The organism is Micromonospora sp. LOL_023 (genome assembly GCF_048060115.1).
In the GTDB taxonomy this organism is placed as follows: Bacteria; Actinomycetota; Actinomycetes; order Mycobacteriales; family Micromonosporaceae; genus Micromonospora_E.
Genome location: NZ_JBHMIM010000065.1, coordinates 1 through 22,089, shown reverse-complemented (window position 1 = coordinate 22,089; position 22,089 = coordinate 1). Strand labels below are relative to the sequence as shown.

The 22,089-nt window shown below is 71.0% G+C and carries 26 protein-coding genes and 1 tRNA gene; 13 read left to right on the top strand and 14 right to left on the bottom strand.

What is annotated here, in order from left to right:
• The first annotated feature begins 39 nt into the window (after window positions 1-39).
• The 3 genes from ACFHVL_RS26540 to ACFHVL_RS26530 are packed head-to-tail and all read left to right on the top strand — an operon-like array spanning window position 40 to window position 2,474.
• Window positions 40-540 (top strand): MauE/DoxX family redox-associated membrane protein, encoded by a 501-nt coding sequence (locus ACFHVL_RS26540; RefSeq protein WP_416631169.1) that lies wholly within the window; start codon window positions 40-42, stop codon window positions 538-540.
• Window positions 541-573: 33 nt separating this feature from the next.
• The gene (locus tag ACFHVL_RS26535; RefSeq protein WP_416631160.1) at window positions 574-1,284 is read left to right on the top strand and encodes a DsbA family protein; all 711 of its coding nucleotides are present in this window, start codon (window positions 574-576) and stop codon (window positions 1,282-1,284) included.
• Between the two features lie 2 nt (window positions 1,285-1,286).
• Window positions 1,287-2,474, top strand: a complete 1,188-nt coding sequence (locus ACFHVL_RS26530; protein WP_416631159.1) for a hypothetical protein — start codon at window positions 1,287-1,289, stop codon at window positions 2,472-2,474.
• Here the strand turns inward: ACFHVL_RS26530 and ACFHVL_RS26525 are convergent.
• From ACFHVL_RS26525 to ACFHVL_RS26510, 4 genes are all read right to left on the bottom strand, one after another.
• Window positions 2,376-3,185 (bottom strand): energy-coupling factor ABC transporter ATP-binding protein, encoded by an 810-nt coding sequence (locus tag ACFHVL_RS26525; RefSeq protein ID WP_416631168.1) that lies wholly within the window; start codon window positions 3,183-3,185, stop codon window positions 2,376-2,378. The genes ACFHVL_RS26530 and ACFHVL_RS26525 overlap by 99 nt on opposite strands.
• Before the next feature lie 76 nt (window positions 3,186-3,261).
• The gene (gene cbiQ, locus ACFHVL_RS26520) at window positions 3,262-4,029 is read right to left on the bottom strand and encodes a cobalt ECF transporter T component CbiQ (protein ID WP_416631158.1); all 768 of its coding nucleotides are present in this window, start codon (window positions 4,027-4,029) and stop codon (window positions 3,262-3,264) included.
• Between the two features lie 13 nt (window positions 4,030-4,042).
• Complete coding sequence (locus ACFHVL_RS26515; protein ID WP_416631157.1) at window positions 4,043-4,450, bottom strand: PDGLE domain-containing protein; 408 nt, start codon at window positions 4,448-4,450, stop codon at window positions 4,043-4,045.
• Complete coding sequence (locus ACFHVL_RS26510) at window positions 4,447-5,211, bottom strand: energy-coupling factor ABC transporter permease (RefSeq protein ID WP_416631156.1); 765 nt, start codon at window positions 5,209-5,211, stop codon at window positions 4,447-4,449. Before ACFHVL_RS26510 ends, ACFHVL_RS26515 begins: the two co-directional genes overlap by 4 nt.
• A 135-nt stretch (window positions 5,212-5,346) precedes the next feature.
• Between ACFHVL_RS26510 and bcp the strand changes: the two genes are divergently transcribed.
• The 4 genes from bcp to ACFHVL_RS26490 all read left to right on the top strand — a co-directional run bounded on the left by bcp (window position 5,347) and on the right by ACFHVL_RS26490 (window position 7,181).
• Entirely contained in the window at window positions 5,347-5,838 is a 492-nt protein-coding gene (gene bcp, locus ACFHVL_RS26505; RefSeq protein ID WP_416631155.1) for a thioredoxin-dependent thiol peroxidase, read from the top strand.
• 116 nt (window positions 5,839-5,954) lie between these two features.
• The gene (locus tag ACFHVL_RS26500; protein ID WP_416631154.1) at window positions 5,955-6,518 is read left to right on the top strand and encodes a hypothetical protein; all 564 of its coding nucleotides are present in this window, start codon (window positions 5,955-5,957) and stop codon (window positions 6,516-6,518) included.
• A gap of 8 nt (window positions 6,519-6,526) precedes the next feature.
• Window positions 6,527-6,600 (top strand) — tRNA-Leu (locus ACFHVL_RS26495).
• 44 nt (window positions 6,601-6,644) lie between these two features.
• Window positions 6,645-7,181, top strand: coding sequence for a GNAT family N-acetyltransferase (locus ACFHVL_RS26490; protein ID WP_416631153.1), 537 nt, complete (start codon window positions 6,645-6,647; stop codon window positions 7,179-7,181).
• A 14-nt stretch (window positions 7,182-7,195) separates the two neighbouring features.
• On the opposite strand, the gene ACFHVL_RS26485 is transcribed toward ACFHVL_RS26490, so the two are convergent.
• A complete protein-coding gene (locus ACFHVL_RS26485; protein ID WP_416631152.1) occupies window positions 7,196-8,218 on the bottom strand; it encodes an expansin EXLX1 family cellulose-binding protein in 1,023 nt (340 codons plus the stop codon).
• 54 nt (window positions 8,219-8,272) lie between these two features.
• A complete protein-coding gene (locus tag ACFHVL_RS26480; protein ID WP_416631151.1) occupies window positions 8,273-9,103 on the bottom strand; it encodes an MOSC domain-containing protein in 831 nt (276 codons plus the stop codon).
• Between the two features lie 58 nt (window positions 9,104-9,161).
• Here ACFHVL_RS26480 and ACFHVL_RS26475 point away from each other — a divergent pair, with 58 nt between their 5' ends.
• From ACFHVL_RS26475 to hutH, 6 genes are read left to right on the top strand one after another with little or no spacing between them, the layout of a single operon-like run.
• The gene (locus tag ACFHVL_RS26475; RefSeq protein WP_416631150.1) at window positions 9,162-10,061 is read left to right on the top strand and encodes a MurR/RpiR family transcriptional regulator; all 900 of its coding nucleotides are present in this window, start codon (window positions 9,162-9,164) and stop codon (window positions 10,059-10,061) included.
• Window positions 10,062-10,091: 30 nt separating this feature from the next.
• On the top strand, window positions 10,092-11,816 hold the full coding sequence (locus ACFHVL_RS26470; RefSeq protein WP_416631149.1) for a urocanate hydratase: 1,725 nt from the start codon (window positions 10,092-10,094) through the stop codon (window positions 11,814-11,816).
• On the top strand, window positions 11,813-13,081 hold the full coding sequence (locus ACFHVL_RS26465) for an allantoate amidohydrolase (RefSeq protein ID WP_416631148.1): 1,269 nt from the start codon (window positions 11,813-11,815) through the stop codon (window positions 13,079-13,081). The genes ACFHVL_RS26470 and ACFHVL_RS26465 overlap by 4 nt, the downstream gene beginning before the upstream one ends.
• Before the next feature lie 7 nt (window positions 13,082-13,088).
• On the top strand, window positions 13,089-14,414 hold the full coding sequence (locus tag ACFHVL_RS26460; RefSeq protein ID WP_416631147.1) for a formimidoylglutamate deiminase: 1,326 nt from the start codon (window positions 13,089-13,091) through the stop codon (window positions 14,412-14,414).
• Entirely contained in the window at window positions 14,411-15,598 is a 1,188-nt protein-coding gene (hutI, locus tag ACFHVL_RS26455; protein ID WP_416631146.1) for an imidazolonepropionase, read from the top strand. The genes ACFHVL_RS26460 and hutI overlap by 4 nt, the downstream gene beginning before the upstream one ends.
• Window positions 15,586-17,127, top strand: a complete 1,542-nt coding sequence (hutH, locus tag ACFHVL_RS26450) for a histidine ammonia-lyase (RefSeq protein ID WP_416631145.1) — start codon at window positions 15,586-15,588, stop codon at window positions 17,125-17,127. Before hutI ends, hutH begins: the two co-directional genes overlap by 13 nt.
• A gap of 60 nt (window positions 17,128-17,187) precedes the next feature.
• On the opposite strand, the gene ACFHVL_RS26445 is transcribed toward hutH, so the two are convergent.
• From ACFHVL_RS26445 to ACFHVL_RS26410, 8 genes are all read right to left on the bottom strand, one after another.
• A complete protein-coding gene (locus tag ACFHVL_RS26445; protein ID WP_416631144.1) occupies window positions 17,188-17,298 on the bottom strand; it encodes a DUF397 domain-containing protein in 111 nt (36 codons plus the stop codon).
• A 51-nt stretch (window positions 17,299-17,349) separates the two neighbouring features.
• Entirely contained in the window at window positions 17,350-17,592 is a 243-nt protein-coding gene (locus tag ACFHVL_RS26440) for a type II toxin-antitoxin system RelE family toxin (protein ID WP_416631143.1), read from the bottom strand.
• On the bottom strand, window positions 17,589-17,888 hold the full coding sequence (locus tag ACFHVL_RS26435; RefSeq protein ID WP_416631142.1) for a type II toxin-antitoxin system Phd/YefM family antitoxin: 300 nt from the start codon (window positions 17,886-17,888) through the stop codon (window positions 17,589-17,591). The genes ACFHVL_RS26440 and ACFHVL_RS26435 overlap by 4 nt, the downstream gene beginning before the upstream one ends.
• 123 nt (window positions 17,889-18,011) lie before the next feature.
• Complete coding sequence (locus ACFHVL_RS26430) at window positions 18,012-18,221, bottom strand: DUF397 domain-containing protein (protein WP_416631141.1); 210 nt, start codon at window positions 18,219-18,221, stop codon at window positions 18,012-18,014.
• Window positions 18,218-18,457 (bottom strand): Scr1 family TA system antitoxin-like transcriptional regulator, encoded by a 240-nt coding sequence (locus ACFHVL_RS26425; protein WP_416631140.1) that lies wholly within the window; start codon window positions 18,455-18,457, stop codon window positions 18,218-18,220. The genes ACFHVL_RS26430 and ACFHVL_RS26425 overlap by 4 nt, the downstream gene beginning before the upstream one ends.
• Complete coding sequence (locus tag ACFHVL_RS26420) at window positions 18,390-18,641, bottom strand: Scr1 family TA system antitoxin-like transcriptional regulator (protein ID WP_416631167.1); 252 nt, start codon at window positions 18,639-18,641, stop codon at window positions 18,390-18,392. The genes ACFHVL_RS26425 and ACFHVL_RS26420 overlap by 68 nt, the downstream gene beginning before the upstream one ends.
• A gap of 1,777 nt (window positions 18,642-20,418) precedes the next feature.
• Entirely contained in the window at window positions 20,419-20,664 is a 246-nt protein-coding gene (locus ACFHVL_RS26415; RefSeq protein ID WP_416631139.1) for a hypothetical protein, read from the bottom strand.
• Between the two features lie 16 nt (window positions 20,665-20,680).
• Window positions 20,681-22,089 (bottom strand): polymorphic toxin-type HINT domain-containing protein (locus tag ACFHVL_RS26410; protein WP_416631138.1); only part of this gene is annotated, 1,409 nt, incomplete at its 5' end.

Here is a 22,089-nt window from a genome sequence, read left to right as displayed (position 1 = left end):
GCGTGGAACCCGGCGCTGGGTGTCGAACGACCAATGGATATGACAGTTGGTACGGGCACGCGGTGGCCGACGGTTCAACTCTGGCTCAGCACCGCCGCCCGCCTCGGACTGGCCGCCGTCTGGCTGATCGCCGGCGGGGCGAAGGTGACCGACCTGGCCGGCTCCGGCCGCGCCGTCAACGCCTACCAGATCTTCCCGTACGACCTGGCGATGATCATCGGCGCGGCGTTGCCGCTGGTGGAGTTGGCGCTCGGCGTACTGCTGCTGGTGGGGTTGGCCACCCGGCTGGCCGCTGGGGTCTCGGCCGGGCTGCTGATGGTGTTCATCGCCGGCATCACCTCGGCCTGGGCCCGTGGGCTACGCATCGACTGCGGGTGTTTCGGCGTCGGCGGTGAACTGGCCGCCGGACAGAGCCCCAGCTACGGCCTGGAGGTCGCCCGCGACCTGGCGTTTCTTGCCCTCGCCGGGTTCCTGCTGTGGTTCCCGCGCACCCTCGGATCGGCGGACGCCGTCGTGAATCGTGGTTTTTCAGATGAATAGTCGGACAGAGTACGAGATCGGCGGGTGACGGCGATGAGCCGACGAGTGGAGCAGAAGAAGGCCGCCAGGGTGGTGCGCGAGCAACTCGCCCGGGAACGGCGACGCCAGCGCACCCTGTGGACCTCGGTCGCCGCCGCCGTGGCGCTGATCCTGGCCGGCATGATCGGCTGGGCCGTCTACCAGACCCAGCGCGACGGCGAGTACACCGCACCGCCCGGCCTGGTCGCCAACGACTCCGGCGTCCCGATCGGCGACGGCCCGGTCACCGTCGACCTCTACGCCGACTTCCTCTGCCCGGCCTGCCGCCAGTTCGAACAACAGGTCGGCCCGACCCTGGACCAGCTCGTCGACGATGGCAGGATCACCCTCGTGTACCACCCCGTCGCCATCCTCGACCGACTCAGCGACGACGCGTACTCGACGCGGTCGGCGGCGGCGTCCGGCTGCGCGGTGGCCGGCGGCAAGTTCAGCGAGTACGCCGCCGCGCTGTACGAGCAGCAGCCGGCCGAAGGCGGACCCGGACTCAGCGACGAGCAGCTGATCGCCATCGGCGGCGAGGTCGGCCTGGACACCGGCAGCTTCGGCCAGTGCGTCCGCGACGGCACCTACCGCAACTGGCCCGAACACGTCACCGACGAGGCCGGCCGGGCCGGCGTCAGCGGCACCCCGACCGTGATGGTCGGCGGCGAGACCGTCGGATCCAGCACCGACGCGATCACCGCCGCCGTGGACGCGGCGAGCTGACCATGCGTGCCGCCGGCCTGCGCGCCGCCGCACTCACCGCCACCGGCCGGCTGGCCGGGCTAGCCGGGCTGGTGGCGGCGGCGCTGGCCGGCGGCGCGACACCGGCCGCCGCACACGGTGCCGACGCACCGGCCGCCACCGACTACCGGGTGGCGGTCATCGGGACGGCACCGGCCGTCGACGGGCTGACGGTACGGGTGGTCGAGGCCGGTGCCCGCCTGGAGTTGACCAACCACACCGGCCGCCCGATCGAGGTCCTCGGCTACGCCGGCGAGCCGTACCTGGAGATCCGCCCCGACGGGGTGTACCGCAACCTCCACTCCCCCACCGCGTACCAGAACGAGACGCTGGCCGGCGACACCCCGGTGCCCGACGACGCCAACCCGGCCGCGCCCTCTGCCTGGCAGCGGATCAGCACCGAGCCGGTCGCCCGCTGGCACGACCAGCGGACCTACTGGCTCGACCCCGGCCCGCCCGATGCGGTCCGCGCCGCGCCCGACCAACAGCACCGGGTACGCGACTGGACTGTCCCGCTCCGCGACGGCGTGACGCCGTTCGAGCTGCGCGGCACCCTGGACTGGATTCCGCCACCGGACCCGGTGCACTGGTGGGGCGGCACGCTGCTGGCCGCCGTACTCGGCGTCGTCGCCCTGACCATCGCGGCCCGGCGCAACCCGACGGCGGCGCGTCGGCTCTCCGCCGCCAGTCTGATCATCGGCGGGGTGACCGCGGTCGGCTACGCGCTGGCCCGATCCGTCGAGGCCGGTGCCGCCGGGCCGCTGAGCATGCTCAGCACCCTGGTCGACGGCCCGGTCTGGGCGCTGCTGACCGGGCTCGGCGCGCTGGCCGCCGCCGGGTACGCGCTGACCCGCCGCTCCGGCACCGACTTCGTTCTCGCCCTGGCCGGCACCTGCCTGGCCATTTTCGCCGGGGCGGGCAACGCCGCCGTGTTCACCCGGGCGATCGCCCCGGTCCCCGGCCCCGGGTGGTGGCCACGGGTCGCGGTCACCGTCGTGCTCGCCGCCGGTGCGGCCGTCGCGCTCGGCGCGGTACTCCGGATGCGGGCCGCCACCGGGCCGGCCCGCAGCGGCCTAGCCGTCAGTGCCGGTCCGACCGTCAGTGCCCAGCCGGGCGGACCGGTTCGCGGCGAGTTGACGCTCGGCGAGCAGCGGATCGAAGCCGACCGGTAGCTCCAGCCGGTGCCGGGCCAGCAGCCGCGAATCGGCCAGCAGCCGCGCGGTCTGTCCGTCCGCCACCACCCGGCCCGCGTCCAGGATCACCGACCGTTCGCAGAGCTCCACCGCGTACGGCAGATCGTGGGTGACCATCAGAATCGTCACCGGCAGCCCGTGCAGGATCTCGGCCAGCTCGCGGCGGGCCGCCGGGTCGAGGTTCGACGACGGCTCGTCCAGCACCAGGATCTCCGGGCGCATCGCCAGCACCGTCGCCACCGCCACCCGGCGCCGCTGGCCGAAGGACAGATGCAGCGGCGTACGGTCCCGATGCTCGGCCATCCCGACCGCGGCGAGTGCCTCGTCGACCCGCGCCGCCAACTCGGTGCCACGCAGACCCAGGTTGGCCGGGCCGAACGCCACATCCTCGGCGACCGTCGGCAGAAACAGCTGATCGTCCGGGTCCTGAAAGACGATGCCCACCCGGCGACGCACCTCCGCCAGGGTCGCCCGCCGCTCGTCGACGCTCAGGCCGGCGACCTCGACCTGGCCGCTGTCGCCGCGCAGCACGCCGTTGAGGTGCAGCACCAACGTGGTCTTACCGGCCCCGTTCGGGCCGAGCAGCGCCACCCGGGACCCCTTCGGCACGGTCAGCTCCACGCCGCTCAACGCCTGATGGCCGTCCGGATAGGCGAAGTGCAGGTCACTGACCCGCAGCGACGGCGGCACCGCCGAGCCGTCCTCGGCGGGCGGGCGCTCCCCGGCCGGCCGGGTCACCGCGACCCTCCGCCATCGGTCGACCCGGTCACCGCAACATCGCCACGGCCGCGATCGTAGCCGCCGTCGCCGGGACCGCCGCCGCCAGCGCCCACTGACCGACCGACGCCCCGCCGCTGTCGTGCCAGGCCACCGGCATCCGGCCGGTGTAGCCACGGGAGATCATCGCCAGGTAGACCCGCTCGCCGCGCTCGAACGCGCGCAGGAACAACGCCCCGATACCGGCCGCCAACCCGCGTACCTGCCAGAGGAAACGCGGATCGTCACCCCGGGAGATCCGGGCGATCCGCATCCGCCGCGCCTCGTCGACCAGCACGTCGACGTAGCGCAGCATGAACGTGGCGATCTGGGTGATGATCGTCGGGCAGCGCAGCCGGTCCAGACCGACCAGCAGATCCCGGCCGGTGGTGGTCGCCGCCAGCAGCAGCGAGGCGAGCACACCGAGGGTCGCCTTGGCCAGGATGTTCCAGCCGCCGTAGAGGCCCTCGACCGACAGGCCGACACCGGCGACGACGATCTGCTCACCACCGGCCAGCAACGGCAGCGCGAACGCGAAGAACACGAACGGGACCTCGATCAGCGACCGGCGGGCCAGCCAACCGGCGGGCACCCGGGCGAGCGCGGCGACCACCGCGACCAGCACCGCGTACCCGCCGAAGGCCCACAGCTGCTCGCGCGGGGTGGCCACCACCACCAGGGTGAAGGCCACCATCGCGGCGATCTTCGTCTCGGGCGGGAGACGATGCACCGGGCTGGCCCGCTCCAGGTGCAGCAGCTGCACGTGCCCCGCGCCCATCCCGAATCAGCCTCTACCGCTCGCCGGCCGAGACACCGGAACTGGCTGAGGCGCCGGCCGGCGCGTCTGTCGACGCGTCCGCCGTCTCCTCCGGTCGGCGACCGCGGGCCAGCCAGAACAGCCCACCGGCGACGGCGAAGGTGAGCAGCACCCCGACGGCCCCGGCGACCACGGTGCTGATGAAGTCGTTGTCCACGGCGGTCAGGCCGTAGTCGGCGAACGGGCTGTCGGCCAACTCGTGGTCCTGCGCGCCGGAGGCCATGCAGGTGCCGTCGACGATCTCCTCGTCGGCGAGCTCACAGCCCTGGGTCGACGCCGAGTCCAGCCCGTCCGGCGAGCCGGAGGCGAAGTTGCTGACCACGCCGGCCAACAGCAGCGAGACGAGCAGTCCGGCCAGGATGAATCCGGTGTTGCGCTTCATGCCGCACCTCCGGCGGAAACGGACTGGCTGGTGGTCGTACCGGTCTGGGGGGTCTGGCCAGGGGTCGGGCCGGTCTGGCTGGTCGGGCGGCGCAGCCCACGCAGGGCGTACACCAGGTCGGGGCGGGTCTTGGCGACGGTGAGCACGGTGACCGCCGCGATCAGCCCCTCACCGACGCCGATCAGGACGTGCGTGCCGGTCATCAGGGCCAGCACCTGCCCGAGCCCGACGTCCTGCAGCGCGGTGGTGCCGCCGATGGCGTACTGCAGCACGAAGCTCAACGCGGCGGCGACCACGCTGACCACCGACGCGACGAAGGCGGTGACCGCCAGCCCGGTCGGGGTGCGCGGCAGCACCCGCAGCAGGACGAAGATCAGCCCGTACGCGGCGGCGGTGCCGACCAGCGCCATGTTGGTGACGTTCGGGCCGATGGCGGTGACCCCGCCGTCGGCGAAGAGCAGTGCCTGCACGATCAGCACGATCGACACGCACAGCGCGCCGACCCACGGGCCGACCAGCAGCGCGGCGAGCGCCCCGCCGAGCAGGTGACCGCTGACTCCGGGCAGGACCGGGAAGTTGAGCATCTGGACGGCGAAGATGAAGGCGGCGACCAGGCCGGCCATCGGGGCCAGCCGGTCGTCGAGGTCGCGGCGGCCCCGGACCACGCAGTACGCGAAGGCGACGGCGGCGATGACGGCGTAACTGGCCGCTACGGGGCCGTTGAGCACCCCGTTCTGGATATGAAGTGCGAGGTGGTCCACGTGTTGCCTCCCGAGAAGGGGGTTCGGGCGATCGCCAGGTCAGCGTATTTCCCTGCTTCTGCTCTTGCATAGAGCTGGCAAGTAGCCAGTTATGGCGGCAGGCCGTCGGCCGACACGGCAGGTAGGCTCCCGGCCATGACCTCCGCAGCCACCGCGGGCCCCGTCCGCCTCGCGCCGGGCGATTCCGCCCCGGAATTCACCCTGCAGACCGACAGCGGCGACCAGCTGGCCCTCAAGGAGCTACGCGGGCGCAACGTGCTGCTGTACGCGTACCCGTCGGCGATGACCCCGGGCTGCACCAAGCAGGCATGTGATTTCCGCGACTCGCTCGCCTCGCTGCAGGCCGCCGGCTACGAGGTGGTCGGCATCTCCCCCGACAAACCGGAGAAACTGGCCAAGTTCCGGGAGCGGGACGGCCTCACCTTCCCGCTGGTCTCCGACTCGGACAAGACCGTGCTGACCGCGTACGGCGCCTACGGCGAGAAGCAGCTGTACGGCAAGACGGTCACCGGCGTGATCCGGTCGACCTTCGTGATCGACGCCGACGGGCGGATCGCCAGGGCGCTCTACAACGTCAAGGCCACCGGCCACGTCGCCAAGCTCCGCCGCGACCTCGGCCTCAACTGAGCAGAGCCCACTGACTCCAGGCCAGCCCCGATAGGCCAGCCCCGATCTCCGCGTCGATTGCCGGACCTGAGTCCATGATCGACGACAATGTCGTACCCCATCAATAGCATTCGGTCATGGGGAGAGAGAAATACACGCGTGAGCGGCTTGCCGCCGCCGCCGAGCAGTGCCACAACGTGACCGATGTGCTGCGCCATCTGGGGATCCGGGTCAGCGGGGGCTCACATGCGCATATCAGTCGCCGCCTGAAGTTCTACGGCATAAACACTTCTCATTTCACCGGCAGTGCCCACAATCGAGGTCAGCGCGGATACTACCGGTTGACCCCGCCGATGCTACTGGTCAGGCTCCCGAGAGGATCTCGGCGGACGCCGGGATTCCGGCTGAAGCGGGCCCTGCTGTCGATCGGCGTCCCGGAGCGGTGCGCGACCTGTGGGACCGGCCCGACCTGGCAGGACGCGCCGTTGACGCTGCACGTCGAGCACGGCGACGGCGACTTCCTGAACAACCGGGCGACCAACCTGCGGTTGCTCTGCCCCAACTGCCACAGCCAGACGGAGACCTACGCCGGGTCTCGTCGCACCCTGACGACAGGCGAGCCGCCGTGTCGAACTGCCGGGACCGAGCCGGTCGTCGGCCAGCCCGAGATTCGGCTACCCTCTCCTCGGCGCGTAAACTAGTAGCGTTTGGGGCCGTAGCCCAATTGGCAGAGGCACACGGTTTAGGTCCGTGACGGTGCGGGTTCGAGTCCCGCCGGCCCTACCCAGCACCAGTCACCCAGGCATGCACGGAGTCAGCACATCGCAATGAGTTCCCCACTGTCCGTACAGCTGGGTTTTGTCCTTGATCCGCCGCTCGACGCCGACCTGCGCGAGCGGGTGATCGCCGTCTGGGCGGATGCCACCAATGCCGGCGGCGCGGTCGGCTTCGTCGCTCCGGTGAGCGTCGCGGACGTCCGCCCGACCGCCGAGGCCGCCTTCGCCGGGGTCGCCGCCGGGATCGACCGGCTGCTCGTCGGCTTCGACGCCGCCGGGCTGGCCGCGTTCGTCTTCATCACCAGCAACCGGTTCGACCTCAAGGAGCACTGGCGGGTGCTCAAACGGGTGGTGGTCGCGCCGGACCGGCAGGGTCGCGGCCACGGCCTGGCCCTGATGGCCGAGGCAGAGCGGGTCGGCCGGTCACTCGGCCTGGCGGCGCTGCAGGTCACCATCCGCGACGGGCACGGTCTGCCCGCGTTCTACCGACGGTGCGGCTACCGGGAGGTGGGCCGGCTGCCGGGCGCGCTACGGGTGGCCGGCGGCGACGACCGGGACGAGATCATCATGTGGCGGGACCTGGCCTGACCCGATCGGACCGGTCAGCCGCAGTCCGACGGCGGGTCGGCGAGCGCGGCTACCGGCTCCACCGATCCGGTGTCCGCCGCGCCGAAGCCCGCTGCACCGGTGGCTTGCGACGGACCCGCCGTGGCCGACCCGGTGGGCGTTGGACTCGCCGTCGGTGACTGGGCGGCCGACGGGGTGGCCGGCGGGGTGGCCGGCGGCGGCCGCTCACCGGACCCGCCGGAAGCCGAGGCGGAACCTGACGACGAGCCGGAACCGGTGGCCGAGCCCGATCCGGCACCGTACAGGCGTACGTCGGTGATCTGGGTCTGCGCCGGGGCCAGTTCGACACCGGACACGGTGGCCTGGTTGCCGGCCACGTCGGTGACCCGCAGCGTGTACGGGCCAGGGCCGAGTCCGCCGTCGGCGAGCCAGTAGTTGTAGTCGTGCCGGACCAGTTTCCGCAATCCGGTGCCGCCCATTGCCTCGACCGCCGTGAGCGGGTTGCCGTGGTTGGTGACCCGTACGGCGAACCACCACTGCGAGGCACCTTCCTTGACCCGGAACGCGAGTGGCCCGGTCGACGGGTCGACCACGGCCCGGTAGCTGACGCTGACGATGCCCTGCACCGGGTCGGCGATCCGGGCGAACGCTTCCCGGGACAGGTCGATGTGGCCGGTCGCGCACTCCGGGCACTGGTCCATGACGACGACCCGGACGCTGCCACGTGGGCCGGTGACGTCGAGGTGTCCGCCGCAGGCGGCTGCGTCGGCGTACTCGTCGGGGCCGAGCGCGACGTACATCCGGTCGGCCGGGGCGCTGTCGAAGGAGCAGTTGCCGCCCTGGCCCTGCGAGTCGTAGAAGGTCGCCCTGCCCTGGTAGGTGGTGCCGCCGGTCGGTGGTGCGGCGCAGGCCGGGCTGGCCCCGACCTGGGCGGCGAGCAGCAGGCCGAGCACGGCGGTGCCGGTCGCCACGCCGCCGCCGGTGAGCCAGCGGGTCCGGGCGGTCCAGCCGGACCAGCGAGGCCGGCGGGCATGGGAACCAGGTCCGTCGTCGGTCACGAAACGTGATGCTGCCCTACTGCCACGTACCGGGGCAACAGTCCTAAGTGAGACCTAAGAGTCGGCGACCGCCGGGGACTGCACCAGGTCGCCGACGGCGATCCGGCCGGTGCCGTCCGGGATGAGGTTCATCCCGAACAGGACACCTCTGGGGCCGCGGTGGTGCTGGGCGAGGATCCGAAGTGGCTGGTGGCCGCGCTCGCCGGTGTCCTGGTCGGTGGTGGTGACCACACAGCGGGTGCAGGTCTTGGCCACCCGGAACGCGACGTCGCCGATCCGGATCCGTTGACCCAGCCAGGTGTCCTCGGCCCAGGCCGGTGCTCCGGTGATCACCAGGTTGGGGCGGAACCGGTGCATCGGCAGCGGCGCGGCCGGGTCACCGGTCTCGACGAGCCGGTCGTTGACGACGCCCAGCGACGCGGTGTTGGCCAGCAGCAGCGGGTAGCCGTCGGCGAAGCTGACCACGTCGCCGGCTCGACCGAAGTCGGGGTCGACGGCCCGCACGGTCGGGTCGGCGAGCCAGACCAGCCGGGCCGGGCGGCCGAGCAGGTCACTGAGCCAGCGCTGAGCGGCCGGGTCGGCGAGGCGGGCGGGGACCACGGCCTTGGCCCGGAAGACCCGTACCGGCACCGGCTCGCCGTCGACCGGCGCGGGGACGACGAGCGCCGGCCGGCCGGCGGTGTGCAGGGTGAGTCCGTCCGCGGCGAGTCGGGGGTGGATGGTGACCAGGGCGGGGACCTCGCGCTGGGTGAGTCCGACACCGTCCGGGTCGACGATCATCCAGCGTCGGTCGCCGGCCAGGCCCCAGGGTTCGACCCGGGCGGCGTCGTGGTCGAGCCGGCGACACCCCTTGACCGGGTACGTGTACAACGCAGCGACCCGCATGCCCGTCACGATAGCGGCACCGTTGCCGACTGAATGATTCTATGCATACAGTGTCGTGGTGAATGACAGTGACGTCATACCGGTCGCTTCGGCCGAACGGGTGCTCGACCTGTTCACCGGCGTACGACTCACTCCCACCCAGCGACGGATCGCACACAGCCTGGTGCAGCACGCCGGCTCCGCCGCCTTCCTGTCCGCCGCCGAGGTCGCCGAGCTGGCCCGGGTCAGTCAGCCCTCGGTCACCCGGTTCGCGATGGCCCTCGGCTACGACGGCTACCCGGCGCTACGCCGCCGGCTACGCGAGTTCGCCGTCAACCCGCCCACCGGCACACCCGCACCGCGCGGCGGGTCCCGCCGGGGCGACCAGCGGCGGGTCGCCGCCGACAACGAGATGCAGCGGGCGATCCGGGCCGAGGCCCAGCACCTGGGCATGCTCGCCGACCAGCTCGGCGAACGGGACCGGCTCACCGCCGCCGGCACCGTGCTCGCCGGCAGCGATCCGCTGCCGGTGCTCGGGCTGCGGGCCGCCGCCCCGCTGGCCAACTACTTCGGCTTCTTCGCCGCCAAGGTCCGCCCGGACGTACGGATCCTCGACAACGGCGGCAGCCTGCTGGCGGAGCGCCTCGAACAGGCCAGGGAGGCCGGTGCGACCGCGCTGCTGGCGATCGTGCTCCCCCGCTACCCCCGGGAGGCCATCGACGCGTTGACGCAGGCACGCGCCATCGGCCTGGCAGTGGTGCTGATCACCGACTCGGCGCTGAGTCCGGCGGCCGAACACGCCGACCTGGTGCTCCCCACCCCGGTCGGCGATCAGCTCGTGTTCGACCTGCACGCCGCGCCGATGGCGATGGCGATGGTGCTGCTGCAGGCGATCTGCGACGCCGCACCCGGCGAGGCACAACGGCGGCTGGAGCAGTTCGAACGCTCCGCCAGCCAACGCAACGTGTTCGTCGACTGACATCAGCTGACATCGGAAGGGACCCATGAGATGGCTGAGCTGATCCGGGCGGCGCGCGGCGCCACCCGTACCGCCAAGGGGTGGCCGCAGGAGGCCGCGCTGCGGATGCTGATGAACAACCTGGACCCGGACGTGGCCGAACGCCCCGACGACCTGGTGGTGTACGGCGGCACCGGGCGGGCCGCCCGCGACTGGCCGTCCTACCACGCCCTGGTCCGCACGTTGACCGAGCTCGCCGACGACGAGACGCTGCTGGTCCAGTCGGGCCGGCCGGTCGGGGTGCTGCGTACCCACGAGTGGGCACCCCGGGTGCTGCTGGCCAACTCCAACCTGGTCGGCGACTGGGCCACCTGGCCGGAGTTCCGCCGGCTGGAGCAGCTCGGGCTGACCATGTACGGGCAGATGACCGCCGGTTCGTGGATCTACATCGGCACCCAGGGCATCCTGCAGGGCACCTACGAGACGTTCGCGGCGGTCGCCGCGAAACTGGCCGCCGCCAGCGGCGGCGGCGCGCACACCGACGGCGCCGACCCGACCGCGCCACCGCCCTGGATCGACCGGGTCGGTACGGCGTCGCTGGCCGGCACGCTCACGTTGACCGCCGGCTGCGGCGGGATGGGCGGGGCGCAGCCGCTCGCCGTCACCATGAACGGCGGGGTGTGCCTGATCGTCGACGTCGACGGGCAGCGGCTCGCCCGCCGGGTCGCCACCCGCTACCTGGACACCGTCGCCGGTTCGCTGGATGAGGCGGTCGCCCTGACCCAGGCCGCCCGGCGGGACCGGCGGGCGCTGTCGGTCGGGGTGGTGGGCAACGCGGCGACGGTCTTCCCGCAGCTGCTGGCCGACGGTGTCGAGATCGACATCGTCACCGACCAGACCAGCGCCCACGATCCGCTCAGCTACCTGCCGGTCGGCGTCGAGCTGGCCGACGCGGCCGAGTACGCCCGCCGGGCGCCGCAGGAGTACACCGAGCGGGCCCGGGAGTCGATGGCCCGGCACGTGGCGGCGATGGTCGGGTTCGCCGACGCCGACGCGGAGGTCTTCGACTACGGCAACTCGATCCGCGACGAGGCCCGGCTCGGCGGCTTCGACCGGGCGTTCGACTTCCCCGGCTTCGTCCCGGCGTACATCCGGCCGCTGTTCTGCGCCGGCAAGGGGCCGTTCCGGTGGGCGGCGCTGTCGGGTGACCCGGCCGACATCGCCGCCACCGACCGGGCGATCCTCGACCTGTTCGGCGACAACGAGTCGCTGGCCCGCTGGATCAAGCTGGCCGGTGAACGGGTGGCGTTCCAGGGGCTGCCGGCGCGGATCTGCTGGCTCGGGTACGGCGAGCGGGAACTCGCCGGGGTGCGGTTCAACGAGATGGTCGCCAGCGGTGAGCTGGCCGCCCCGGTGGTGATCGGCCGGGACCATCTGGACTGCGGCTCGGTCGCCTCCCCGTACAGGGAGACCGAGGCGATGGCCGACGGCTCGGACGCGATCGCCGACTGGCCGCTGCTCAACGCCCTGGTCAACACCGCCAGCGGCGCGTCCTGGGTGAGCATCCACCACGGCGGCGGGGTCGGTATCGGCCGGTCGCTGCACGCCGGACAGGTCTGCGTCGCCGACGGATCGGCGCTGGCCGGGCAGAAGATCGAGCGGGTGTTGCGCAACGATCCCGCCACCGGGGTACTGCGCCACGTCGACGCCGGCTACCAACTGGCCGGCGACGTCGCCACCGCCCACGACCTGCCGATCCCTATGAGGCACCGATGACGGCCGCCGACCCGCTGACCGGCGACGACCCGCTGGTGGAGCGGTTCCGCACGCTGTGGGCGGAGCTGGCCGGCATCGGCCGGGATCCGGCCACCGGCGGCTACCTGCGGTACGCCTGGTCACCGGCCGAGCTGGCCTGCCGGGACTGGTTCGTCGCCGAGGCGACCAACCGGGGGCTGACGGTGCGGGCCGACGGCAACGGCAACCTGTGGGCCGACTGGGTGCCGGCCGGGGTGAACCCGGCCGGCCCGGCGGTGGTCACCGGCAGCCACTTCGACTCGGTGCCGCACGGCGGCGGCTACGACGGCCCGCTCGGCATCGTGTCGGCGCTGCTCGCCGTTGACGAGCTACGGGAGCAGGGCTTCGTCCCGGCCCGGCCGGTCATCGTCGCCGCGTTCGCCGAGGAGGAAGGTTCCCGGTTCGGGCTGGCCTGCCTCGGGTCGCGGCTGCTCACCGGCGGCGTCACCGCCGCCCGTGCGCTGGCGCTCACCGACGCGGCCGGAGTGATGCTGGCCGAGGCGATGCGCGCGGCGGGTGCCGATCCGGCGGCGGCCGGCCCGGACCCGGCGCGGCTGGCCCGGATCGGGGTCTTCGTCGAGTTGCACGTCGAGCAGGGTCGGGCGTTGGTGGACCTCGATGCCCCGGTCGGGGTGGCCAGCATGATCTGGCCACACGGGCGGTGGCGGCTGGAGTTCACCGGCGCCGGCGACCACGCCGGCACCACCCGGATGGTCGACCGCCGGGATCCGATGCTGACCTGCGCGCACACGGTGCTCGCCGCCGATGCCAACGCCCGGTGGCTCGGCGGGCACGCCACCATCGGCCGGGTCGAGGTGCGACCGAACGCCACCAACGCGGTCCCGGCCCAGGTGCACGCCTGGTTGGACGCGCGGGCCGCCGACCCGCGGACTCTGGCCGAGCTGGTCGAGGCGATCACCGCCGACGCGACGGCGCGGGCCGCCTCGGACGGCACCACGGTCACCGTGACGCCCGAGTCGGACAGTCCACTGGTGGCGTTCGACCCGGCGTTGGCCGAGCAGATCCGTACGGCGATCGGGTCGGGGCTGCGGGTCGATGTGCCGGTGCTGCCGACCGCCGCCGGGCACGACGCCGGAATCCTCGCCGGGCACGTACCCACCGCGATGATCTTCGTACGGAATCCGACCGGCGTGTCGCACGCCCCCGGCGAGTACGCCACCGACGACGACTGCGCCGCCGGGGTCCGGGCTCTCGCGGCCGCGCTCGCCGAACTGGCTGCGGAATGAGCGCCGGATGAGGTGGTACGCCGAGTACGCCTGGCTGGGCGGGCCGGGCCCGGCCGCCGGGGTGCTGATCGAGGCCGAGGCCGGCCGGTTCACCGCGGTCACCGCCGGTGTCACAACGCCACCACCGGGCGTACCGAGGCTCGCCGGGGTGACGCTGCCCGGCCTGGCCAACGCCCACTCGCACGCCTTCCACCGGGCGCTGCGCGGGCGCACCCACGACGACCGGGGCTCCTTCTGGACCTGGCGGGACCGGATGTACGCGGTCGCCGGCCGGCTCGACCCGGACACCTACCTGGCGTTGGCCCGCGCGGTCTACGCCGAGCTGGCGCTGGCCGGGGTGACCTGCGTCGGCGAGTTCCACTACCTGCACCACGACCCGCAGGGCCGACCGTACGCGAACCCGAACATGATGGCCGACGCGCTGGCGCAGGCAGCTGCCGACGCCGGGGTGCGGATCACCCTGTTGGACACCTGCTACCTGACCGCCGGGGTGGACGGGGCGCCGCTGGCCGGGGTGCAGCGCCGCTTCGGCGACGCCGACGCGGCAGCCTGGGCACGGCGGGCGCAGGCGTGGGTGCCGACGGGCGACCACGTCCGGGTCGGGGCGGCAATCCACTCGGTACGGGCGGTGCCGGCCACCGAACTGCCGATCGTCGCGGACTGGGCGGCGCGCCGGGCTGCCCCGCTGCACGTACACCTGTCGGAGCAGCCGGCGGAGAACGCGGCCTGCCTGGCCCGGCACGGCCGCACCCCGACGGCGCTGCTGGCCGACGCCGGGGCGCTCGGCCCGGCCACCACGGCGGTGCACGCCACCCATCTGACCGACGCCGACGTGGCGCTGCTCGGCGACGCCGGGGCCGGGGTCTGTCTCTGCCCGACGACCGAACGGGACCTGGCCGACGGGATCGGCCCAGCCGGGCCGCTGTCGGCCGCCGGGGTCACGCTGAGCCTGGGCAGCGACAGCCACGCGGTGATCGACCTGTTCGAGGAGGCGCGGGCGGTGGAGGCGCACGAGCGGCTGCGCACCGGCCGGCGTGGGCACTTCTCCCCCGCCGAGCTGCTGGCCATGGCATCCGAGGCGGGGCATCAGGCGCTGGGCTGGGCCGATGCCGGGCGGATCGCCGTCGGGGAGCGCGCCGACCTGGTCACCGTGGCGCTGGACAGCGTCCGTACCGCCGGGGTCGACCCGGCCGGGCTGGTCTTCGCGGCGACCGACGCCGACGTCACCGACGTGGTGGTGGACGGCCGGCCGGTGGTCGCCGAGCGCCGGCACCTGCACCTCGACGTACCGGCCGAACTGGCCGCCGCGATCCGGGCGGTGACGACCGGATGACGACGGCGGCCGGCACCCTGCTGGTGACCGGCATCGGCGAGCTGGTCACCAACGATCCGACGCACGACGGCGGCCCGCTGGGGCTGCTGACCGACGCGGCGGTGCTGGTCGACGGCGACCGGATCGCCTGGGTGGGGCGCGGCGCCGACGCACCGGCCGCCGACCGGCGGCTCGACGCCGGCGGCCGGGCCGGGCTGCCGGGTTTCGTGGACAGCCATGCGCATCTGGTCTTCGCCGGGGACCGGGCGGGCGAGTTCGCCGCCCGGATGGCCGGGGTCCGCTACGACGGCGGCGGCATCCGGACCACGGTGGCGGCGACCCGCGCCGCCGGCGACGACGTGCTACGCGCCACCGTCGGGCGGCTGCGTCGCGAGGCGCTGCGCCAGGGCAGCACCACGATCGAAATCAAGAGTGGGTACGGGCTCAGCGTCACCGACGAGGCCCGGTCGTTGCGGGTGGCGGCGGAGTTCAGCATCGAGACGACGTTCCTCGGCGCCCACGTGGTGCCGGCCGAGTACACGGACCGCCCGGACGACTACGTCGACCTGGTCACCGGGCCGATGCTGGCCGCTGCCACGCCGTACGCCCGCTGGGTGGACGTGTTCTGCGAACGTGGCGCGTTCGACGGCGACCAGGCCCGCGCGGTGCTCGCCGCCGGAGCGGCGGCCGGCCTGGGGTTGCGGGTGCACGCCAACCAGCTCGGGCCCGGCCCGGGGGTGGCGTTGGCGGTGGAGCTGGGGGCGGCCAGCGCCGACCACTGCACCCACCTGTCCGACGCGGACGTGGCGGCGCTGGCCGGCTCGTCGACGGTGGCCACGCTGCTGCCGGGGGCCGAGTTCTCCACCCGCTCGCCGTACCCGGATGCCCGCCGGCTGCTCGACGCCGGGGTGACGGTCGCGCTGGCCAGCGACTGCAACCCGGGGTCGTCGTACACCACGTCGATGCCGTTCTGTATCGCGCTGGCGGTCCGCGAGATGGCGATGACCCCGGCGGAGGCGGTCTGGGCGGCGACCGCCGGCGGCGCGCGGGCGTTGCGCCGTGCCGACGTCGGGGTGCTGCGCCCCGGTTCCCGCGCCGACCTGCTGCTGCTCGACGCGCCGTCCTATCTGCACCTGGCCTACCGGCCGGGGGTGCCACTGATCGATCAGGTCCTGCACAACGGAGCGCCGACATGCCCACTGTGATCATCGAACCGACCGGGATGACCCCCGACCAGGTGCGGGCGGTAGCCCGCGACGGGGCGCGCGCCGAACTGAGCCCACCGGCGGTCGCGGTGATGACCCGCAGCCGCGACATCGTCGAGTCGATCGAACGCGACGGCCGCCCGGTGTATGGCGTCTCCACCGGATTCGGCGCCCTGGCCAGCAGCTTCGTCCCACCGGAGCGGCGCTCGGAGCTGCAGCACGCGTTGATCCGGTCGCACGCCGCCGGGATCGGCGACCCGATGCCCGACGAGGTGGTCCGGGCCATGCTGGTGCTACGGGTCCGGTCGCTGGCGATGGGCCGCTCCGGCGTACGCCCGTTGCTGGCGCAGGCACTGCTGGATCTGCTCAACCACCGGGTCACGCCGTGGGTGCCCCGGCACGGCTCACTCGGGGCCTCCGGTGACCTGGCACCGCTGGCGCACTGCGCCCTGGTGCTGATGGGTGAGGGCTGGGTCCGGGATCCGGGCACCGGTGAACGGATCGACGGCGGGGCGGCGCTGCGCCGGGCCGGGCTGGCCCCGGTCGAGCTGGCCGCCAAGGAAGGGCTGGCGCTGATCAACGGCACCGACGGCATGCTCGGCATGCTGCTGCTGGCCATCGACGACGCCCGACACCTGTTCACCATGGCGGATGTGACCGCCGCGTTGGCGATCGAGGCGATGCTCGGCTCGGACCGGCCGTTCCAGGCCGAGCTGCACGCCATCCGGCCACACCCCGGCCAGGGGGTGTCGGCCGGCAACATCCACCGGCTGTTGCAAGGCTCGGCGGTGATGGACTCGCACCGCGACGACCTGATGCACGCCGTGCAGGACGCCTACTCGATGCGCTGCGCGCCGCAGGTCGCCGGCGCTGCCCGGGACACACTGACGTTCGCCGCGACGGTGGCCGGCCGGGAGCTGGGGTCGGTGGTGGACAACCCGGTGGTGCTGACCGACGGCCGGGTCGAGTCGACCGGCAACTTCCACGGCGCACCGCTGGGCTTCGCCGCCGACTTCCTCGCCATCGCCGCCGCCGAGGTCGGGGCGATCAGCGAACGCCGGGTGGACCGGCTGCTGGACGTCAACCGGTCCCGGGACCTGCCGGCATTCCTGTCCCCGGACGCCGGGGTCAACTCGGGACTGATGATCGCCCAGTACACCGCCGCCGGGATCGTCGCCGAGAACCGGCGGCTGGCCTCGCCGGCCTCGGTGGACTCGGTGCCCACCTCCGGCATGCAGGAGGACCACGTGTCGATGGGCTGGGCGGCCGCCGTCAAGCTGCGTACGGTGTTGGACAACCTGACCAGCCTGCTCGCCGTGGAGCTGCTCGCCGCCGTACGCGGCCTGCAGCTGCGCGCCCCGCTGCGGCCGTCACCGGCCGGGCAGGCCGCGGTCGAGATCGTCGGCAAGCTCGCCGGCGAGCCAGGGCCAGATGTCTTCCTGGCCCCGGTGCTGGAAGCCGTCCGAGAGGTGGTCGCCGGCCGGGAACTACGCACCGCGATCGAATCCGAGATCGGCCCCCTGCACTGACCAAGACGTCAGGGTCACCGCTGACGCCGGTCGCGCGCAGTCGATCGGTGTCGAATGCGATCACTCGCGGTCGAGCCGGCTGGTCTTCACACCGTCGATGAAGGCCGACCAGGTTGCCGGGCCGAACCCCAGCACCGGGCCGGACACGTCCTTGCTGTCCCGCAGCGCCACCCGCCTTGAGTCACACTCTGGGTCCAGGCATGGCCGCCGAGACCGGGCTACTCACGAATAGACGTCCTTGCGGTGTCCGACGGCGTGGATGGTCAACTCGTCGCTGTCGAGGCGGTAGAGGATCCGGTAGTCACCGACGCGCAACCGACGCCCGGACCCATCGCGCATCTCGGTCGAGCTCTGCGGCGCAGGATCGGAGACCAGACCGAGGATCGCTCCCAGGACGGCCAGGAAGACGTTGCGTGGCTGCTTGTGCAGCCAGACCAGCACGTCCCGGTCGATCTGGACCTTCACGCCGCCGCACCGCCGGCCCGGTCAACCAGCAGCGCCTCCACCTCGCGCGGATCGACCCCGAGCGACTCCAGGGCAGCCGACAGCGGCACGAACTGGCCCTCGGCACGGGAACGGGCGATCACCGCGGCATCCCGGCGGTCTCGGAACGCCTCGATCTCTTCCCACTCGTCGATGCCAACCAGGACGGCGACAGGCCGCTCGTACTTGGTGATGATGACCGGCTCACCGGTGCGCTCGACCGAGTCCAGCACCCGACCCGCGCCATCACGGAACTCCCGCAGCGTGATCCTCGTCATGCACCGCACTGTACCACGCGGTACCGCGTCTCCATGGCCCCCGGGAGCGGCCAGCCCGACAACCCCGGCCGGAGGCGTTGGGCGACGATCAGCCTTCCGGGCGCGCCTGGGTCAGTCCGAGTCCTACCTGCCGGCACGCACGCTGTGGGTGAAGGCCGCCCACGCGCTTGGCGCGAAGACGAGCGCCGGGCCGTGTTGGTCTTTGGAGTCGCGGACGCCGACGGCGCCGGGCTGGTTGTCGGCGACCTCGACGCAGTCGCCGCTGTTGCCGTTGCTGCGGGTGCTCTTGCGCCAGACCGCTCGGTCGCGGTCGAACGTGTCCGTCCGGCTCATCTCATCTCCTCCATGGCGGCTTCGATCAGCTTGATCGACTCGTCGGGGGTCGCCGCCAGAGCGAGCAACTGCTCGTAGGCCAGCGTATATCGCCTGACCTCGGCCGGCTCGTCGACGTAGAGGCTACGAGTTCTGATGTCGACACAGACGACATCGGGGTCTTCGGCCTCAGCGAAGCGCAGGATGATGAAGCCGCCGTCCATCGACATGTAGGCACCGGTATGGAACGGAATCACCTGAATGGTGACGTTCGCCTGCTTGCTGGACGACACGAGGTGGGGTGAGCTGCTCGCGCATGACGTCGCTGCCGCCGACCCCTCGCCGGACGGCCGCTTCATCCAGGATCGCCCACAGCTGCGGCGCGTCACGGCCCTTGACAATCGTCTGGCGCAACAACCGGGCTTCGACACGGCGGTTGATCTGCTCGTCGGTCTCGCCGGGTTGCGCCGCGCGGAAGATCGCCCGCGCCAGAGAACCGCCATAAGGATTAGCGGCGGCTGACTCTAATCCGACTTGTGGGAGGCAGCGAGAGCGGTATCTCGTCCGTCACCCAGGCGAATTCAAGCGAGGAAAGTCGTCCCCCTGAAAGCCAGAGGAGCAGCTCGCCAACGTAGTTCTCATCTGCATCGTAGACTTGGGCATCGACCGGACATGGACCCTCCGCTACGTGCGCAGTAGGCAGATCAGCCGGTATATCGAGGTCAATGCTCGGCGACCCGATCGGCTGCCATTGAGCTGACACCTTTGCTGACTCAAGCTGCGCCCTGAGCTCCGCCACGCCGGGAACGCCGTCGATCAGAATCGCCCGGATGACCTGGTATTCGAGGGCAGTCAGGGGACGAGGGAAATCCTCACCCCGACCGACCTCTAGACGGATGCTCATCACGACGCTCCAGGGAACTTCGATGGAATGAACGCGGTTCCTATTCGAGGCACACCATTGACCATTGCACCTCGGATTGTCACCGTCTCACCATAAATCTCACGCTGAACCTCGAAAGGCCCCCTCGCAGGAAGTCCGCAGGTGCAGCGCAGGCTATCGGTGATTGCACGCATCGCTTCGGACCTGCCTCCTGCAGCAGTAACAAGGTCTCCGAATCCATGCTTTGCGGGGTCAATCACGTGCTCCAATTTTTGTGGCGTGTTAGCAAGGCCGAATGCCTCATCTAAGGTTGACTGACTCAGCGGAGTGCAGCCATTGGTGTTGTGTACGAGCACCGGCGTGTCGCCAGCCATCACATAGTACGTGTGGACGCGACCGGCGACTACGCTACGTCACGCCTGGCTTTACCTGCGACTTCGGGAGGGCTTGCCGCCCCGAAGAACCACGATCATCGATCATGACAGCAACGGTGACAGCAACCCCCACGCACAACCCCAGCCACAGGCGGACCGCCGGCACAAACGGACCGGCGGAGCACGCCCAAGGATCCGGAGGAGACCAGCAGCGGCCGGCGCCGTGAGGGTACGAGGCCGCCCCTCCGGCCTCAAGGGCGCTACCGCATCGCCACAGCGACCGCCCTACGGGGCGTCCCTTGACCCCGGAGACCACTACGGCCCCGCAGACGCCGACACCACGCGGGCAGACGCCTACGGCGCCCACCCCAGCCACGACGCCGACCGCCGCCAGGACAGCACGAAGACCAACGAACGCCCGAGAAGTTCACTTCATCCTGTTTCGCGGAACTACGAGCAGAAGAGTCTGGCCAAGAAAAGCTATACGTAATCAAGAACGACCCGGCCAAGGCCGGGCCGCGCGCACGCGCTACACCTTCGGCCCGCGCGCACGCACCCGACGGACAACAGAAGCGAGAAACCGCTACGACACGGCAACAGGCCGTGACGATCCCCACTCGGGGCAAGCACCGCAGCGGGTTCCGGGGATCGACGCCACGACGCTACGCGCCGAGGCACCAGGCAAGCCGCCTCCTTGCACCGAATCGGACACACCCGCGACCAAGCCCAACGTCAACCAGTCGCCCACGACCACCCAGATGCCCACGATGTAGACATCGATACATTCACGGTCGTACTGACTATCTGACATCAGCCTTGACATCAACCGGGACGCACGACCGCGCACGCCGATGCACAAAACAGCTGAAAAAGAACGCACAGTAGTAGCGCGAGTTCAGACGACTCGACCAGCAGGGGGCGCAACGGATTCACCCGCTGCACCCCACGCCAGATCGGTTAACTACTCCGGCAGGAAATCAGACACCCAATGCCAACGCTCGTCGCGGTCGCGCAACCGAGAGAGTCCCACTCGAACGCATTCGGCAAACGTTGCCTCCTCCGCTCGGACGAATCCACCATCACCAAGGGCCGGCCCCGAGATGACGAGCGTCCAAGGCTCTCCTTGTTCCGCGTAACGCTCATGGTCAATCTTAATGATGGCGGTGACACCCGCCCGCGCCAAACGCTCCATGAGGTCTTCGATCATGGCTGCACCCACTCTCCTAGTATCCCCGAAGAGCTGCGGAGATGTCCTCCACGCTGCTGAGTTGCCCCTTGCCCACGCGGTCGATGACACTACGAAGGCCAGCCGAAGTCGGACCACTCACAACGTTGTTGCGCTGCATTAGTTGCTCGACAACTGCCTGGGCGGTTCGCTTATTTCCGTTGTTGTACATATGACCCCCGGCGATATCGCGAATGACAACAGCCGACTTGTCCCAGAAGCTGTTATACCTGCTGGCGTTGATCATCGTGTTGTCAAACGACCCGTTCAACAGGAACTCGCCTCCAAAGCTCCTGTTGATGTCGTCTACCTCACCCGCGCTAATCCCATTCTTGAATCCGGATATGGGGCAGCCGCCCGTGTTGTGCACGAGGACCGGGGTGTTGCCGGCGAGCACATAGTACGTGTGGATGTCGGCGACGGTGAGGTTGTAGGCGGTGTCGTGTCGGGTGGTGGTCCAGTCTACGCCGGTTACGGGGGGTGTTTCGCCGGTGGCGGCGAGGAGTCGGTCGCCGGGGTCGAGTGCGTCGGCTCGCTGCCATTGTTGGTCGGTGTGGTTCCAGAAAGGGTGGTCTTCGGTGGTGGTGAGGTTGCCGCTGGCTACTGTGAGGTTGACGAGGTGGTCGTCGTGGATCCAGAGGTGGGTGACTTCGCGGGGGCCTTCTTCGCCGGTTTCGGGGTCGGTGGCCATGACCGTGTCGCCGACGGTGATGTCTTCGATCGGTTTGGTGGCGCCGTCGGCCATCAGGACTTCGGTGTCGCCGCTGAAGCTACACGCCTTGCCCAATTTCCTCAGCCAGGCGGTGCGGAGAAATAGAGCTGCTTTCGCGGAGTACTTTGCAACTGGTCCGCCAGGAATAAACATCGCTGCGAACAGCAGACATCCTTGCCATTGGCCGTCGCCACATCGCGTGAAGTCGGCTACACCGCTGATCTCATTGAGCCATTCGCGGTGAGCATCTACACCCCCGGTCTGAGAGCTACACCATCCGTTCCAACTCCCGCAGGCTTCGGCTTCGGGCTTAGCTTCTCCGCCGCACGTGCCATACTTTCCGCAGGCGTAGCCCTTTGATGCGGAGCCGCCCCCGCCTGCTTTTGGTGTTGAACCGCCGGGGCTACCGGCGCTTCGGGGGGTGCCTTTGACTGGGATTACCAGCGGTGTTCCAGTTGTGGTTTTTCGGCTGCCGGGGAGGGTCTTTTTGCCTTCTCCGTATGCACCGCCGTTGCCTTCGAGGAAGGCGAGTCCGGTGGGGTCGGTGTAGGTGGTGGGGTTGTTGTTGGCGTAGGCATAGGCGTTGAGGGTTTGTGGGTTGTCGGGGTTGACGAGGGGGTCTACGGAGATGAACCGGCCTTGGGTGGGGTCGTAGTGGCGGGCGCCGATGTGGGTGAGGCCGGTGGGGTCCTGGG

Coding starts and splice junctions, on each gene's coding strand:
- ACFHVL_RS26540 (WP_416631169.1), top strand. CDS start 40: ATGACAGTTGGTACGGGCACGCGGTGGCCGACGGTTCAACTCTGGCTC.
- ACFHVL_RS26535 (WP_416631160.1), top strand. CDS start 574: ATGAGCCGACGAGTGGAGCAGAAGAAGGCCGCCAGGGTGGTGCGCGAG.
- ACFHVL_RS26530 (WP_416631159.1), top strand. CDS start 1,287: ATGCGTGCCGCCGGCCTGCGCGCCGCCGCACTCACCGCCACCGGCCGG.
- cbiQ (WP_416631158.1), bottom strand. CDS start 4,029: ATGGGCGCGGGGCACGTGCAGCTGCTGCACCTGGAGCGGGCCAGCCCG.
- ACFHVL_RS26515 (WP_416631157.1), bottom strand. CDS start 4,450: ATGAAGCGCAACACCGGATTCATCCTGGCCGGACTGCTCGTCTCGCTG.
- bcp (WP_416631155.1), top strand. CDS start 5,347: ATGACCTCCGCAGCCACCGCGGGCCCCGTCCGCCTCGCGCCGGGCGAT.
- ACFHVL_RS26500 (WP_416631154.1), top strand. CDS start 5,955: ATGGGGAGAGAGAAATACACGCGTGAGCGGCTTGCCGCCGCCGCCGAG.
- ACFHVL_RS26490 (WP_416631153.1), top strand. CDS start 6,645: ATGAGTTCCCCACTGTCCGTACAGCTGGGTTTTGTCCTTGATCCGCCG.
- ACFHVL_RS26480 (WP_416631151.1), bottom strand. CDS start 9,103: ATGCGGGTCGCTGCGTTGTACACGTACCCGGTCAAGGGGTGTCGCCGG.
- ACFHVL_RS26470 (WP_416631149.1), top strand. CDS start 10,092: ATGGCTGAGCTGATCCGGGCGGCGCGCGGCGCCACCCGTACCGCCAAG.
- ACFHVL_RS26465 (WP_416631148.1), top strand. CDS start 11,813: ATGACGGCCGCCGACCCGCTGACCGGCGACGACCCGCTGGTGGAGCGG.
- ACFHVL_RS26460 (WP_416631147.1), top strand. CDS start 13,089: ATGAGGTGGTACGCCGAGTACGCCTGGCTGGGCGGGCCGGGCCCGGCC.
- hutI (WP_416631146.1), top strand. CDS start 14,411: ATGACGACGGCGGCCGGCACCCTGCTGGTGACCGGCATCGGCGAGCTG.
- hutH (WP_416631145.1), top strand. CDS start 15,586: ATGCCCACTGTGATCATCGAACCGACCGGGATGACCCCCGACCAGGTG.
- ACFHVL_RS26435 (WP_416631142.1), bottom strand. CDS start 17,888: ATGACGAGGATCACGCTGCGGGAGTTCCGTGATGGCGCGGGTCGGGTG.
- ACFHVL_RS26430 (WP_416631141.1), bottom strand. CDS start 18,221: ATGAGCCGGACGGACACGTTCGACCGCGACCGAGCGGTCTGGCGCAAG.
- ACFHVL_RS26415 (WP_416631139.1), bottom strand. CDS start 20,664: ATGATCGAAGACCTCATGGAGCGTTTGGCGCGGGCGGGTGTCACCGCC.